Genomic DNA, 15,032 nt, shown 5'->3' on the forward strand with positions numbered 1-15,032 from the left:
AGGGATGCAAAATATTACCGAATGGCTAATTTTTAAATTAAGTAAATTCGAACCAATCATTTAACGATGTGCTGGACGTAAAATAATAATGAAGAAAGTCAGTAAAAAAAGAGTATTAGGCGTTTGCTGTTCAACAATGCTTGCATGGTCAATTCATGTCCAAGCGGCAGCTGGGTTTGTTGTTCGTGATATTAAGGTTGTAGGACTACAGCGGGTTACCGTTGGAACTGTTTTAAATTATTTACCCATACAAGTTGGGGAAGAAGTCGGACCTGATACAACGGGTGAAATTATTCGTGCGTTGTATGATACCGGCTTTTTTCAATCAGTATCTTTAGAAAGGCAGGGCAATACATTAATTGTCAATGTGATTGAGCGTGCTACGATTGGCTCTATCAATGTCGTGGGTAATAAAGAAATTCCTTCTGATAAAATGAAGGAGTTATTAAAACAAATGAATTTAGTGAAAGGGCGTGTGTTTCAACGCTCTGCTTTAGAACGACTAGAAAAAGAGTTAAAACAAGCTTATAACGCGCGTGGCAAATATAATGCCTTTATTGATACCAAAGTCACTTCCCTTACTGAGAATCGTGTTGCCATTACCATTACGATTTCTGAAGGACGAGTTTCTCGGATTCGCGAAATAAAATTTATTGGTAATCATGATTTTTCTACCAGTGAATTGTTATCACAAATGTCGTTATCGACGAGTAATGTATTTACCTATTTTTCTAAAAGGGATCAATATTCAAAGACGTCAATGGATGCGTCTTTAGAAGCACTACGCTCTTTTTATCTGGATAGAGGCTATTTAAAATTTAATATTATTTCCTCACAAGTCATGTTATCGCCTGATAAAAAAGATGTTTTTATTAATATTCATATTGATGAAGGCCCACAATATCGCTTCTCTGGCTATGATGTCGTTGGTAAAACTATCGTACCTAAAGAAAAAATAGCTTCTTTAGTGCAAGTGAGAAAAGGTGATATTTTTTCACGTAAAAAAGTAACTGAGAGTATTTCCGCAATTGGATTAGCGTTAGGTGATCAAGGCTTTGGTTTTCCTGCTATTAATGCTGAGCCTAAAATCGATGAAGAAAATAAAACAGTCTTTATTACCTTTATCGTTGATCCAGGTAGACATGTCTATGTTAGACGTATTAATTTTCATGGTAATACCAAAACAGCAGACTATGCTTTGCGTGACATTATTCGCCAAGATGAGGGCGCTTTATTATCGCTACATAACATTAAAGAATCTGAGCGCAGATTACGTCTTTTAGGTTATTTAAAGAATATTAATATCACGACAACACCCGTACCTGGTGCTAATAATCAAGTAGATTTAGATGTGCAGGTTGAGGAAGCCCCTTCTGCAGAAGCAAGTGCCTCGTTTGGCTATGGCACAAACGGTCCTCAATTTAACGCAGCGTTCAATCAACATAATTTTATGGGTACAGGGCGCGCGATAGGGTTAAATTTCAATGCGAGCTACTGGGGACAAGAGTATGCGTTTAATTACTATAATCCTTTTTATACCCAATCAGGGATAGGCCGAGGCTTTAATTTTTACTATCAAACGGTTGACCCTGATAAATTAGATGTAAGTTCTTATTCAGCAGACCGAGTTGGGGTTGACGTTAGCTACAGTATTCCTCTAAGCGATATAAGTAATATTCAACTAGGTTATGGTTATCAAAATTTAAATATTAAATCTGTAGGTATTGTGCAGCAGATTCAGCAATTTGTTAATCTGTACGGGCGCAACTTTAATCAAATTCGCTTAACAGGTGGCTGGAGCCGCAATACCTATGATCAGTTCCCTTATCCTACTCGCGGTTTAAATCAACAATTAACAGGGCTTGTGGCATTACCTGCTGATTCAGACTCGCTTTCTTACTACAAGACAACTTATTCAGCGCATTTATATCAGCCATTAATTCGCGGCTTTATTCTGTCTATGTTTGGTAACATAGGGTATGGTAATGGCTTTAATAAGGATGTCTTGCCCTTTTATGAAAACTTTTATGCTGGTGGTATTTCACAACCCGGTATGGTAAGAGGGTTTCAAAGTTACTCGCTAGGGCCAAAAGATTATTATGGCCGAGGTATGGGCGGTAATTTCTTAGTTAATGGTAGTCTAGGTTTAATTTTACCTTATCCCTTTAGCCGAGAAACAATAAGATCTACAGCTTTCATTGATGCGGGTAATGTATATGACCGGGGTATGCCGCCCTTATTATCGGGTACTGACTCAGGTCCCATACGTTATTCTGGTGGTTTATCAATCGAATGGCGATCTCCATTTGGCCCATTGGCGTTTAGTGTTGCTAAACCTTTAAATAGACAACCAGGCGATGAAACACAAGTATTTCAGTTTACGGTGTCATCAGCACTATAACCCATGCTGTTTAAATTTATTTTCCTGTTTACTTAAGCTTAACAGGGTATGAGGAAAGCACTGATAAACAATGTAGATTTTGTTGTCAGCATCTTCGCAATGCGTGCTAAATTATGATAGCATGGACGTCTTTCAACCTGGAGAAAAATTATGAAGCGTGTAGGTGGTTTTTTAATTGCCATATTGTTAAGTTTAGGGGCAGTAACTGCATTTGCTGACGAGGCAAAAATTGCTGTAGTTGATCTACAGAAAATTATGCAAACTTCTAGTCAAATGAAGACAATTCAACAAAAACTAGAAAAAGATTTTAAGCCCCGCCGTGATAAACTGGTGGCTATGGAAGATGATTTAAAAAAGGACATGGAAAAATTTAAGCGTGACAGCGCTATAATGAGCCAGAGCCAGAAGAAAGAATTAGAAAAGAAAATAGTCGTTACGCAACAACGATTTGAGCGCGAAGGGCAGCAATACCAACAAGAGTTAAGTACAGCTCATAATGAAGCAATGGAAGAGCTTTACACGAAAATAAGAAAAGCTATTTCTAAAGTGGCTGAAGCAGGAAAATATGATCTCGTACTGCAAAAAGACGCAGCGCCTTTTAGCACCACTAAGCTAGATATTACCGATCAAGTTATTAAAGACATTAATTAATCAATAAAGGTTTTTAATCTTGGTATCTAACATGTAGCAGCTTACTTTTAAGTAGCTGCGCATGCTCTGGCCGCAAGTTTCACTATAAAGGAAAACGTTATCCATTTAAATTTCATTAACAGCGTATGTTAATTTGATATACATGGCGGTTAGGCTAATGACGGCATAAAGCCAGACATACTGTTTTTAACGATACAGGTTAGTAATTTGATTAAGTGAGAGATAGCACATGAGTGAGCCTATAGACATAATAAGAATTCTTGAACTATTACCGCATCGCTATCCTTTTATTCTGGTTGATAGAGTAATGGAATATGAAGCGTTAAATTATCTAATAGCAATTAAAAATGTCACCATTAATGAGCCATTTTTCATGGGCCATTTTCCTGGAAATCCTATTATGCCTGGTGTAATGATGCTTGAAGCATTAGCACAGGCTAGTGCTATTTTATCGAATTTATCTCGTACGCCTAAAGAAGGACATGAGTTTTTGTATTTTTTTGCAGGAATTGATAATGCCAAATTTAAGCAGATTGTTACACCAGGTGATCAGCTTCGGCTTGAAGTGAAGTTAATTGGGCAAAAACGTGATTTTTGGCGTATGCATGGTGAAGCATTTGTTGGCGACAAACTCGCCTGTTCCGCAGATTTAATGAGTGCAGCGAAGGAAGTGAAAAGTGATAGATGAACGTGCAATGATCCATCCGTCTGCAAAATTAGCAGCAGGCGTATCAGTAGGCCCAGGTAGTTATATTGGCCCTAATGTCGAAATTGGAGAAGGCACCTGGATTGGACCACATGTAGTTATCCAAGGTCCAACAGTTATTGGTAAAAATAATAAAATTTTCCAATTTTCTTCAATTGGAGATGAGCCCCAGGATGTCACGTATAAAGGGGAGCCTACTCGTTTAGAGATTGGTGATAATAATATAATCCGTGAATATTGCATGATAAGCCGGGGGACAGTTAAAGGTGGAGGACTAACTCGTATAGGCAATCAAAATTTCTTTATGGCTTATTCTCATGTAGGTCATGATTGCTTGGTAGGCGATAATACCATCATGGTTAATTATTCGGCACTATCGGGTCATGTAATTTTAAATGATTATGCTATCATTGGCGCTTATGCCGCTATTCATCAATTCTGTCATGTAGGTGCCTATGCCTTTGTTGCGCGAGCAACGTATGTGACTAAAGATGTATTGCCCTACGTTATGATTGCTGGCCACACAACCTCTGCATGTGGCATTAATACAGTTGGATTACGACGACGTGGATTTTCATCTACTGCAATAGATTATTTACGCCGTGCTTATAAGATAATTTTTCGCAAAGGTTTAACGGTTCAACAAGCAGTGGCGGAATTAGAGCTTATGCAGCAGGACTGTCCGGAAGTTATTCCAATCATTGATGCATTAAATAATTCAACCCGTGGAATAGTTAGATAACTTATGTTCTCTATACTATCAGTTGCAGTTGGTGGGGCCCTTGGTGCGATGGCACGTTTTGGGACTGTTACGTTAGTACAAGAATTATTTGGTTTGCGCTTTCCTTTTGGAACCTTAGTTGTTAATACCATTGGCTCTTTTTTAGCCGGCTTTATTATGATTATACTTTTAGAGCGTTTCGCGGTCGGGGATGCTTGGCGGCTATTTTTAGTCGTAGGGTTTTTAGGCGCTTATACTACCTTTTCAAGCTTTGCTTGGGAAACGTGGGCACTCATTGAAAGTGGTAAGGTGTTATTTTTTTGGTTAAATATTTTACTGAATAATGTTTTTTCTTTATCATTTGCTTTTTTAGGCATACATTTGGCTCGTTGGCTTGGAGGAAACCTTTAATGCAAGTAAAGGTTGCACGTATTTACTTAAGCGAGGACTCACCCTTATTAACGCCAATCTATGATTATTTACATCAAAATAAAATCAAAGGCGCTACGATATTTCGGGGTGTTAAGGGGTTTGGCCATTCAGGTAAATTGCGTGAAGCTAAAATAATGGATATGCGTTTAAGCCTTCCTATGGTTATTGAATTTTGTGATGAGCCTGCCATTGTAGACAATGTTTTAAATCATTTTCGTGATCAATTAGAAGCTGGGCGGGTTTTACACTGGCTTGCAGATATGTATATTGGTTAAATCTAGGTAGAGGTAGAGCAGCAATGTTAGATCCGCATTTATTACGTGAAAATCCTGAATATGTAGCAAGGCAATTAGGTAGACGAGGGTTTATATTTGATGTCGATGCTTATATAAAGCTAGAAGAACAGCGGAAAGCCCTGCAAGTTGCTACCCAATCATTACAAAATGAACGAAATCAGCGCTCCAAAGCCATTGGTATTGCAAAAAGCCGAGGGGAGGATGTTTCGCCTTTATTTGAAGCTGTCAATCATTTAGGCCAAGAACTTAATCAAAAAAAGACAGAACTTGAACAAGTATTAAATCAGCTAGAAGCAATTTACTTAACCTTACCGAATATTCCACATGACTCGGTGCCAGTTGGTGATGATGAATCAGGAAATAAAGAAATAAGAAAATGGGGAGAGGTACCCAGTTTTGATTTTAATATTAAGTCACATGATGAATTAGGCGAAGCGCTAGGCCAACTTGATTTTGAATTAGCTGTAAAAATTGCTGGTAGTCGTTTTGTGGTTATGAAGCATGATTTGGCGAGACTACACCGGGCTTTAATTCAATTTATGTTAGATATTCATACAGAAGAACATGGCTATGAGGAAATTTACGTACCTTATCTAGTTAATGCGGATAGTTTATTAGGGACAGGCCAGCTTCCTAAGTTTGAAAATGACTTATTTAAAATAAGAGGGGATGAGAATTATTATCTAACTTCTACCTCTGAAATTCCGGTAACAAATACAGTACGTAACACTATTATCGCCGTTGATAAGCTGCCATTACGTTATGTCTGCCATTCGCCTTGTTTTCGTAGTGAAGCCGGTTCATACGGACGAGATACTAAAGGTATGATTAGACAGCATCAATTTGAAAAAGTTGAGCTAGTGTGGGTGACAACGCCCGAGTCCTCTTACGAGGCACTTGAGAGCCTAACTCAGCATGCCGAAGTTATTTTACAACGCTTAAATTTACCTTATCGGGTTGTTACCTTATGTACAGGTGATCTGGGGGCAAGCGCAGCTAAGACGTATGATTTAGAAGTCTGGTTGCCTAGCCAAAATACCTATCGCGAAATTTCTTCCTGCTCAAATATGGAATCCTTTCAAGCGCGCCGCATGAAAGCCCGCTATCGACTACCTGATTCTTCTATTGAATTAGTTCATACACTAAACGGCTCAGGGCTTGCAGTCGGTCGCACCTTAGTAGCAATTATGGAAAATTACCAAGATAAAGATGGCAATATCCATATCCCTACAGCCTTACAATCTTACTTAGGTGGTAAGAAAGTTATTAAAGGTAGAGTGGGCTAAACGCAGTGCAGCCCAACGATTATTTGTTGTGCGGCGCTATGCTTAGCTTAACCAGCCTCGTTAATTTTATTATCTAAATTATATGTAAGTTAGCTCAATGCTCTTCACAGCTGCTAAGAGGCTTCAATATGTCTTCTTTTTACTTAAAAATTGAACAATTTTTTTTTCTTAATTTTAGCTTAACAATTCGCATTTATAATATATATAGGTTGCAGTGTTTGTGGAGAGCAAGATGTCTACTTCAAAAAAAGAGATGAATTCACAACTTAAAGATATTAGAGAAGAAAAAAAGAAAGCTCATAACGTTTTATCATTGCTAAATGAAACAAGTCAATTACTTTTAGATTTATCTTTTAAGACAGAGGCAGTAAAGTTATGGCAAGCGCATAACCCTGCTTTTAAAAGAGAAATAGATAATTATATTAGTAATTATATAGAAGAAGATTTACATCAGAACAATGAATTACAAGAAAATTTAAGTAAGTTTTTTAGTAAAGAAATTGGTGAAGGGGAGCTTGAGCATTTTTTTAGGAGGAATCCAAATATATTAAATTTCTTGTCTGAAGCTTTACCTGGGTTAAAAGAGGCAGGAAGCTCATGGCCTCAAGCTAAAAAAAACTATGAAGATTATCTTTCTGATCAATTCAGGCTACAGTCTCTTCAAGCTCAAATTACTGAGAAAATAGCTCAAGATGATCAATTTGATTTTCAAGAGGCTTTGCGGACTGCTGAACAAAGAATTACTGACTTTAATTTTGATTCTAATCAAACACCAAAGCAGTTATTAAATCAAGCACAAAGTGAAAGGCAGTATTTAGAAAAACTTAATGAGTATATTGATGTTAAGTTTAATATTGCTAAATTTGAGGAAAGATACCACGTATTTAACGGTGATTGGAGCGCAGAGAACAGTAATTATGCTAATGTTAAGCCACGTTTATCACATGCAATAGACCAATTAAAAGAATTAGAGAGTCAAATTAAGCCTCAAGCAGATGCGCAACATTTTGTTGAACATCTAGAAAAATATATTCAAGCGCATTCTTGGCAAGTTGGGTATCAATTTAAAGACAGAAATTTACCAGGTGAATTAGGTAAAAAATTACCAACACATGTTGCTTTGCAATTTAACTTAATACAAAAAGCTAAAGCAAAAGAAATTTCTTATGAAGTCGCTGCTTCTGAAATAAAAAACATAGGGGCAGCTGCAGCTATGGAAAATGAAAGTATAAAAAATAGATTTTTCGCCGCTCGCGATGTCGGCACTAAAGAATATTACAAACTTTTTCTACCCAGTAAGGAAGATAATTTACTGCAAGAAATCGGTTTAAAGCCTATCATTCAAGGGCTTACTGAAGAAGGAGTGAAAAAATTCTACAATCAACCAAATTAATGCCTTCAAATAGAAGTAGCTCTCGTATAAAACTGAAATTGGGCTTGTGCCTTACCTAAGTACTTGTCATCAGACAAGCAAATTATAAGTTTGCTCAGCAAGTATTATCACGTAAATGTGCATCATTTATATAAGATTAAAAGCATGATGTTAGGATAATTTTTTTTCTTGCAAACAATCGTTAATAACTTGCTGAATAGCAGAATTTTTCCAAGTAAGGTGCTTAGTTAAGCCTAAAGCGATTAAGGCTGGCGCCAGCGTTTTAATCATTTTTAAAGCTTCGGCTTTTTCAGCCTCTGTGGCTGAATTGGAGTCTAAAATATCAGCATTTGCAAGTGCTGATGCGACAGTGCCTTTGCGTACGTTGATGCCATTTATATTGGCAAAATTCTTATCATCTGGCAATATTTCTTCAGGTCTAATACTCATGCTTACTTTTTTCCTAAGATAATTTATGTGTAATTTAAATATAGTCTGCTATTTTTTCAACTTTATTGATACTATTTTTAAAATAATCTAAGAGTAGGTTGGGCCACTCGGTCCAACAAATAGGTATCAATTTAACACAATTTCTATCAGTTTCTATCTTAACGGAAGGCAATAAATGTTGGGCCGGGTGGCCCAACTTACAGTTTTTATTAGATAAAACGACGTGTATTAGGTTAAAGCTTACGAATATTGGTTTATAAATATGGTCGGAGTGACAGGAATTGAACCTGCGACCCCTGCCTCCCGAAGGCAGTGCTCTACCAAGCTGAGCTACACTCCGGCTAAAATAGCCAATTAATGGGTGCGTTTAAGGGCAAATGTTGCTAACTCTTCCAAAGCTTGTTTATAAATTGAGTTTGGAACGATGTGTAAGGCAGTAAGGGCTGCATCGATTTCTTGGGCAGCAAATTGGTAAGTAAACTCAATGGCATTAGTTTCTGCTATAATGTCTAATATCTTAGGAAGATTAAGTAAATTTCCTTCTTTTAAGCTTTGCCTTATTAATAATTGTTGCTCTGCTGTGCCTTGCTGTAAGGCATGCAAAAGTGGCATAGTGGCTTTACCATCAGCTAAGTCAGTGCCAATATTTTTACCCGTTTCTTTCGTATCGGCGCAGTAATCTAGGGCATCATCGATTAATTGGAAAGCATTGCCCAAATGCAGCCCATAATTATAGAGTCCTTCTTCTATTTCCGGGCCTGCCTGTCCTAATATTGCGCCTATGGCTGCTGATGCAGCGAACAAGAGTGCTGTTTTGGCACTTATTACCTCTAAGTAATCATCTAGAGATAAAGCTGGATTATGACGGTTGGCCAGCTGTTTTACTTCGCCACAGCTAATAGCGTGTGATGTATCTGCAAACAAACGTAAGATAGACCAATTTTTTACATCCACCATTAGTTGTACAGATTGAGTAAAAAGGTAATCGCCTACAAGAATACTAGCTTTACTTCCCCATATTTCATTGGCAGTTTCTCGGCCGCGTCTTAATTTAGATTCGTCAATCACATCGTCATGCAATAAGGTAGCTGTATGAAAGAATTCCACCATGGCTGCTAAAGCGATATGGTCTTGCCCTTGGTAGTGACAAGCGTGGCTAGCTAATAAGACTAATAGTGGGCGTAAGCGCTTACCGCCACTTTCTACGATATGATGGGACAGATCGTCAATTAATCCGATTTGAGATTGTATTTTATCAATGATTAGGGCATTAACGGCCTCAAAGTCGTTAGCAACTAGCGCGCGTAAACGGTCTACCGACATTTTTTATCCTCAAGCATGTAATTCATGAATGCTAAGGGCCATGGTACGTAATGTCAAGTTAGCTATCCTAAAAAGAAAGTGGCCTTCTGATTAATTTTTTATATTAAATTCACATTAATGAAAAAAATAAAATCTTTTACAGGAAATTTTTTTTTCCTTTGACTACAATCACTTTAGATCTTAAAAATTCTGATGATTTAACTAAGTTTGATTGGAAATACTACAATTAATATAAATAATATGTGTATTAGTAACACGACATTAAAATAGTATATAGTCTATTTATTGTCCTCTGGAGCAGGCTGATGAACCAGCAAACGGTTTGGGTTATTAATAATATTAATGCTAAAAAATTATTTCCTCTGGAGATCGGTGAAGCAAGTTCTGTTATTGATCTTCCTACAGAGGCCCCTTATGCTTTAATTTTAGCAAAATCGCCTAATCAGCATTGGATTGAGTTATTAAGAGATATTCGTAAAAAGAAAGAATACCGCTTTACACCCGTCTTTTATCACGGTGATGTACCACCACGATTGCGGCATATTTTTGATGGCCCTGCTGATAGCGATACCTTAGAGAAGTGCGCTAAGCAAATCTATGATCAACTTAATACTATTACTAAAGCCTCGTTAGAGACAGAAGATAAAGAGTCAATTTTGCTGACTTATTTATATTCACGGTCAGAGTCATGTGTTCAAGGTTATAAGACTTCAGCATCGAAGTATATATACGAGTATCCTCTATTAAATATACTCTTTGATCAGGGTTCAGAGATTGATAATTGGCCATTTTTAGAAGATTTAACCTTGAGGGATTTGCTTTATCACAAAGATTTGATAGATGAAATAAAGACATGTCCCGCTTGTAATTCAGGTTTACTTAATTTAAAAAACAGCTGTCCAAATTGCCATTCTATTGATATTAAGCCACAGCGTTTTATTCATTGTTTTGCTTGTGGAAATATTGCACAAGTTCCGGAGTTTTTGCGTCAGGAGCGCTTAATATGCACGCGCTGCCACACAAAATTGGAAGAGCTTGGCGTAGACTATGAAAAGCCTTTAGAAGATAAAATATGCAATACTTGCAATCATTTTTTTGCTGAACCGACGGTTGAATTAGTTTGTTTAGTTTGCTTACGGGCTTCAGGAGCAAGTGAATTTACCTTGCGTCGCCTATATGATTATCGGTTAACAAGACGCGGTGAGTATGTGGCTCGTGGCATTGAAAAAAATATTTATACAAACTTTAGTCATTATTTTAAAGTCATTGATTACTCTGTTTTTTTATCTATTTTGGGTTGGCAGACTAAGCTTGCTGAACGCTATAGCTCTATTTATTTTAGTGTCATGATCCTTGAGATAACCAATGACGTTAGATTGATTGAATTACAAGGTGAAAAGAACTCTGAGCGCTTAATGGGCCATTTATTTACCAACTTGCGCCAAGTTTTTCGGGAAAGCGATCTCGCTGCTAGGATGGATGGCACTATGTTCTTTTTATTGCCTCTTGCCAATCAAGATGGTTGTATGATCATTATTGATCGCATTAAGCAGGCAATAGAGCAATTAATTAGCACTGAGATTGGTAAAGGTTTGTCGATGTCTATAGGCTATATGACTTCAGCAGAAATCATTAATAGTTCGCTAGAAGATGAATTAGTGATGGCTGAATTAAAAACAAGGATGCTTGAAAGTAATCTTTGTATTATTGGTAATACATAGATTATTTAGTTAAATGTTAAACTTATCTAGATAGATAAGTTTAACAAAGAAGCAATAGCGCTACACATTAAAGCGAAAATGCATGACATCGCCATCGCAAACAATATAATCTTTCCCTTCTAAGCGCAGCTTTCCTGCTTCCTTAGCGCCTTGTTCACCGCCATGGGTTATAAAGGCATCATAAGCAATAACTTCCGCTCGAATAAATCCTTTTTCAAAATCAGTATGAATAACACCGGCAGCCTGAGGCGCTGTAGCACCTTTACGAACAGTCCAAGCTCTTACCTCTTTGACGCCTGCCGTAAAATAAGTCTGTAAGCCTAATAAATCATAGCCAGCTCGTATAACCCGATTTAAGCCAGGCTCGCTCAAGCCTAAATCATTCATTAATTCTAAGCGGTCTTTTTCATCTAATTCTACTAATTCTGCTTCAGTAGCAGCACATAAAGAAACGACTTTAGCATGCTCTTTCTCTGCAAGTTGAATGACCTTATCAAGTAGCGGATTGTGCGCATGGCCCTCATCATCTACGTTAGCAATGTAAAGTACAGGCTTTGCTGTTAAAAGAAAAAACCGTCGAGTAATTGCTTCTTCTTCATTACTAAGCGCTAAGGTACGGGCAGGAAAACCTGCGTCTAAATGTGCTTTGACTTTTTCAAGTGTTTGTTTCTCAAACAATGCTTCTTTATTACCACTTTTGCTGTTTTTATTAATTTTAATCAACGCCTTATCTATTGTTTCCATATCCGCTAAGGCTAATTCAGTATTAATATCTTCGATATCACTAAGGGGGTCCACACGGCCTTCTACATGAATGACATCAGATTTCTCAATACCAAAACAGCGCACCACATGCGCAATAGCATCGGTTTCTCTAATATTGGCTAAAAATTGGTTACCTAAGCCTTCTCCTTTAGACGCTCCTTTAACAATACCAGCGATATCAACAAATTGCATTGTAGTAGGTATTGTTTGTTGTGGTTTAACGATATTACTTAACTCATTTAAGCGAGGATCGGGCACGGTAACCATGCCCACATTAGGCTCAATGGTGCAAAAAGGGTAGTTTGCAGCTTCGATACCAGCTTTAGTTAATGCATTAAATAAAGTTGATTTACCAACATTGGGCAAGCCAACGATACCACATTTAAATCCCATAATTAGCCTCTTTTGTATAATAGTTTGAATAATACCAGCCGCATTAATTTTTTTGTGAATCCTCGAAAGAGGGCAGTTTAATTAGTTTAGCTGCTTAGATTTAGCTATTTATCTTATTCATAGCCTGTACTAAGTCACCTTTTATAAGTAAGGGTAAAGACGTCATCGTGCGTTCCAAGGTTGCCAGAATAAGCTCTTTATCAGCGCTACTTGGTTTACCAAGGACATAATTTAAAACTAAGTCTTTGTGGCCAGGATGACCTATACCAACTCGTAGGCGGTGAAAATTAGAGCTGCCGAGTCGATTGGCAATGTCTCGCAGGCCATTATGACCCCCATGACCGCCGCCGGTTTTTAATTTAATGCGACCCGCAGGAAGATCAAGTTCGTCATGAACAACGAGAATTTCATCGGGCTCTATACGATAAAATTGACTAACTTCTTGGGTTGGTATGCCACTGTGGTTCATGAAAGTGGTCGGCAATAGAAGTCTACAAGCTTGGTTATCTTGCTCAAAAATAGCAAGTTCAGCATGTAATTTTTTTTCAGATTTGAAGGAAATCCTATAATAGCTAGCTACCAACTCCACAAACCAGCTGCCGGCATTATGTCGAGTATTAGTGTAAGCTGGGCCAGGGTTTTTTAGTCCAATAATTAATTTAATTGCCATACATACTTTATAAAGAAGAGGCGAATTAGGTTCGCCTCAAATCACTTAGCTATACATTTGATTATTGTAAGGGATAAAATCAAGCATCTGCCTCAGGCGCTTCAGGATTAGCATTGGCTTCTTCCTCAGCTGCCCCACCTTTCATAGCGTGAATAGCTGCCACAGGTAGATTATGATCAGCTTCCTTAACATTAGTAGTAAGCTGTACGCCTTTAGGAAGCTTTAAGTCAGCTAAATGAACAATTTCATTTAAGCCAACCTCACTCATATCAACTTCAATGAATTCAGGTAAATTTTTAGCTTGGCAACGCACTTCTACTTGGTTCATGTTATGATTAATGCGGCCACCTGCTTTTACGCCTTTAGACGTTTGCTCATTAGTAAAATGCAACGGTACTTGTTTAACAAGAATATCTTTTGCTGAGACTCGTTGTAAATCCATATGCAGAATAACTGGCTTGTATGGATGCCTTTGTAAAGCTTTAAGAATAACATGCTCTACTTTTCCTTCTATACTTAAATCAAAGACAGAAGAATAGATGCTTTCACTTTCAAGGGCTTTTAAAACTTTGTTATGGATAAGATTTAAAGATTGTGGCTCTTTATCTCCGCCATATAAAATAGCAGGTACTTTGTTTTCAAGACGACGTAGGCGGCGGCTCGCTCCTTTCCCTATATCGGTTCTTGCTTCTGCTTCTAAAACAATAATTGACATGAATATCTCCATCAAAAAAAACAATTGTGCTTAATTCGCGACCAATTTAAGCACCCAAAACCAAATTTTGGTGAGAGAGTATACAATAATTTAAAATCAACTTGAAGTCATAGCCGTAATTTCATAAAATATGCAACTTTGTTGAACTTATAAAAGCCATTCCGGCGAGTTGGAGAGAAGCTATGTATGCGGTAATTAAGACGGGCGGTAAACAATATCGCGTGAAAGAAGGCGATATTATTAAAATAGAATCGCTGCCTGGCGATATTGGTAGTGAAATCAGTTTCGCCGACGTGCTTATGCTTGCTGATGGTGATAACGTTACTGTAGGCACTCCCTTAATTGCAAAAGCTGCAGTAAAAGGTGAAATATTAGCACACGATCGTCATAAAAAGATTAAAATCATTAAGTTTCGTCGTCGTAAGCACCATATGAAGCGCATGGGCCATCGACAAGACTTTACGCAGATTAAAATTACTGCGATTAGTTAAGTAATTTGAGTTCTATATAAGCGCTTATCGCTTATATAGTTAAATAGATTAAGAGGGGAAAGCAATGGCTCATAAAAAAGCAGGTGGTAGTACGCGTAATGGTCGCGATTCGAATCCTAAGTACCTTGGTGTTAAACGCTTTGGTGGCCAATATGTTAATGCGGGTGAAATTTTAGTTCGTCAGCGAGGCACAAGGTTTCATGCAGGTGATGGCGTAGCTTGTGGCCGTGATCACACTTTATATGCATTAGTTGCTGGCACGGTTGCCTTTAAAGTTAAAGGTGCTAAGAATCGTAAATACGTGTTAATTGAAGCTGAGGCTGCTGCTGAAGGTAGCGCAAACTAAGTTAACGGGTTTTTATACCATAAAATCAGGACTTACGAAAAAGCTTATTATTAAAATATATTTGAGTTTTTTAGTAAGTCCTGATGAGCAGTACGCGTCAATGGTTGTTTAATTATAATCTAGCCATAGCCAGTCTTTTAGTATCCCATACGCCGTGATTGATTCGCAGCATTTATAAATGATTAAGCTAATCATTAGTCGTTATTAACATTTTAAAGAACAATTAAAAAGAACTGGCCTGTATACCAAGCTAGGGACATGAGTTTAGTCAATTTAAAATACCATCATAGCCA

16 protein-coding genes and 1 tRNA gene are annotated in these 15,032 nt (G+C 37.5%); 11 read left to right on the forward strand and 6 right to left on the reverse strand.

Annotated features, from left to right (window positions below; genetic code table 11):
* Positions 1–88: 88 nt before the first annotated feature.
* From bamA to DYE47_RS02985, 8 genes are all read left to right on the forward strand, one after another.
* Positions 89–2,401 (forward strand): outer membrane protein assembly factor BamA, encoded by a 2,313-nt coding sequence (gene bamA / locus DYE47_RS02950; RefSeq protein WP_115301836.1) that lies wholly within the window; start codon positions 89–91, stop codon positions 2,399–2,401.
* Positions 2,402–2,551: 150 nt separating this feature from the next.
* Entirely contained in the window at positions 2,552–3,052 is a 501-nt protein-coding gene (locus tag DYE47_RS02955; RefSeq protein WP_115301837.1) for an OmpH/Skp family outer membrane protein, read from the forward strand.
* Positions 3,053–3,281: 229 nt separating this feature from the next.
* A complete protein-coding gene (fabZ, locus tag DYE47_RS02960; RefSeq protein ID WP_115301838.1) occupies positions 3,282–3,740 on the forward strand; it encodes a 3-hydroxyacyl-ACP dehydratase FabZ in 459 nt (152 codons plus the stop codon).
* On the forward strand, positions 3,730–4,500 hold the full coding sequence (gene lpxA, locus DYE47_RS02965) for an acyl-ACP--UDP-N-acetylglucosamine O-acyltransferase (protein WP_115301839.1): 771 nt from the start codon (positions 3,730–3,732) through the stop codon (positions 4,498–4,500). The genes fabZ and lpxA overlap by 11 nt, the downstream gene beginning before the upstream one ends.
* A gap of 3 nt (positions 4,501–4,503) precedes the next feature.
* The gene (gene crcB, locus DYE47_RS02970; protein WP_165482074.1) at positions 4,504–4,890 is read left to right on the forward strand and encodes a fluoride efflux transporter CrcB; all 387 of its coding nucleotides are present in this window, start codon (positions 4,504–4,506) and stop codon (positions 4,888–4,890) included.
* A complete protein-coding gene (locus tag DYE47_RS02975) occupies positions 4,890–5,186 on the forward strand; it encodes a DUF190 domain-containing protein (protein ID WP_115301840.1) in 297 nt (98 codons plus the stop codon). The genes crcB and DYE47_RS02975 overlap by 1 nt, the downstream gene beginning before the upstream one ends.
* A gap of 23 nt (positions 5,187–5,209) precedes the next feature.
* Positions 5,210–6,493 (forward strand): serine--tRNA ligase, encoded by a 1,284-nt coding sequence (gene serS, locus DYE47_RS02980; protein WP_115301841.1) that lies wholly within the window; start codon positions 5,210–5,212, stop codon positions 6,491–6,493.
* A gap of 232 nt (positions 6,494–6,725) precedes the next feature.
* Positions 6,726–7,886, forward strand: a complete 1,161-nt coding sequence (locus tag DYE47_RS02985; RefSeq protein ID WP_115301842.1) for a hypothetical protein — start codon at positions 6,726–6,728, stop codon at positions 7,884–7,886.
* 150 nt (positions 7,887–8,036) lie between these two features.
* On the opposite strand, the gene DYE47_RS02990 is transcribed toward DYE47_RS02985, so the two are convergent.
* The 3 genes from DYE47_RS02990 to DYE47_RS03000 all read right to left on the reverse strand — a co-directional run bounded on the left by DYE47_RS02990 (position 8,037) and on the right by DYE47_RS03000 (position 9,638).
* Positions 8,037–8,315 carry a hypothetical protein gene (locus DYE47_RS02990; RefSeq protein WP_115301843.1) on the reverse strand — a complete coding sequence of 93 codons (279 nt, stop codon included), beginning with the start codon at positions 8,313–8,315 and terminating at the stop codon, positions 8,037–8,039.
* Positions 8,316–8,578: 263 nt separating this feature from the next.
* Positions 8,579–8,655: transfer RNA gene (locus DYE47_RS02995), tRNA-Pro, on the reverse strand.
* Between the two features lie 14 nt (positions 8,656–8,669).
* Positions 8,670–9,638 (reverse strand): polyprenyl synthetase family protein, encoded by a 969-nt coding sequence (locus DYE47_RS03000; protein ID WP_115301844.1) that lies wholly within the window; start codon positions 9,636–9,638, stop codon positions 8,670–8,672.
* Between the two features lie 305 nt (positions 9,639–9,943).
* On the opposite strand from DYE47_RS03000, the gene DYE47_RS03005 reads away from it, so the two are divergent.
* Positions 9,944–11,359: a TackOD1 domain-containing metal-binding protein gene (locus tag DYE47_RS03005; protein ID WP_115301845.1), complete on the forward strand. Its 1,416-nt coding sequence runs from the start codon at positions 9,944–9,946 to the stop codon at positions 11,357–11,359.
* Between the two features lie 60 nt (positions 11,360–11,419).
* On the opposite strand, the gene ychF is transcribed toward DYE47_RS03005, so the two are convergent.
* The 3 genes from ychF to DYE47_RS03020 all read right to left on the reverse strand — a co-directional run bounded on the left by ychF (position 11,420) and on the right by DYE47_RS03020 (position 13,902).
* Positions 11,420–12,517: a redox-regulated ATPase YchF gene (ychF, locus tag DYE47_RS03010; RefSeq protein WP_115301846.1), complete on the reverse strand. Its 1,098-nt coding sequence runs from the start codon at positions 12,515–12,517 to the stop codon at positions 11,420–11,422.
* 100 nt (positions 12,518–12,617) lie between these two features.
* A complete protein-coding gene (pth, locus tag DYE47_RS03015) occupies positions 12,618–13,187 on the reverse strand; it encodes an aminoacyl-tRNA hydrolase (protein WP_115301847.1) in 570 nt (189 codons plus the stop codon).
* Positions 13,188–13,266: 79 nt separating this feature from the next.
* Positions 13,267–13,902, reverse strand: a complete 636-nt coding sequence (locus DYE47_RS03020; RefSeq protein WP_115301848.1) for a 50S ribosomal protein L25/general stress protein Ctc — start codon at positions 13,900–13,902, stop codon at positions 13,267–13,269.
* A 182-nt stretch (positions 13,903–14,084) separates the two neighbouring features.
* Here DYE47_RS03020 and rplU point away from each other — a divergent pair, with 182 nt between their 5' ends.
* Both rplU and rpmA read left to right on the forward strand, forming a co-directional pair.
* Positions 14,085–14,393, forward strand: coding sequence for a 50S ribosomal protein L21 (gene rplU / locus DYE47_RS03025; RefSeq protein WP_115301849.1), 309 nt, complete (start codon positions 14,085–14,087; stop codon positions 14,391–14,393).
* A gap of 64 nt (positions 14,394–14,457) precedes the next feature.
* Positions 14,458–14,739, forward strand: coding sequence for a 50S ribosomal protein L27 (rpmA, locus tag DYE47_RS03030; RefSeq protein WP_115301850.1), 282 nt, complete (start codon positions 14,458–14,460; stop codon positions 14,737–14,739).
* Positions 14,740–15,032 lie beyond the last annotated feature (293 nt).

Origin of the sequence: Legionella beliardensis (genome assembly GCF_900452395.1) — a bacterium.
Taxonomy (GTDB): Bacteria; Pseudomonadota; Gammaproteobacteria; order Legionellales; family Legionellaceae; genus Legionella_C; species Legionella_C beliardensis.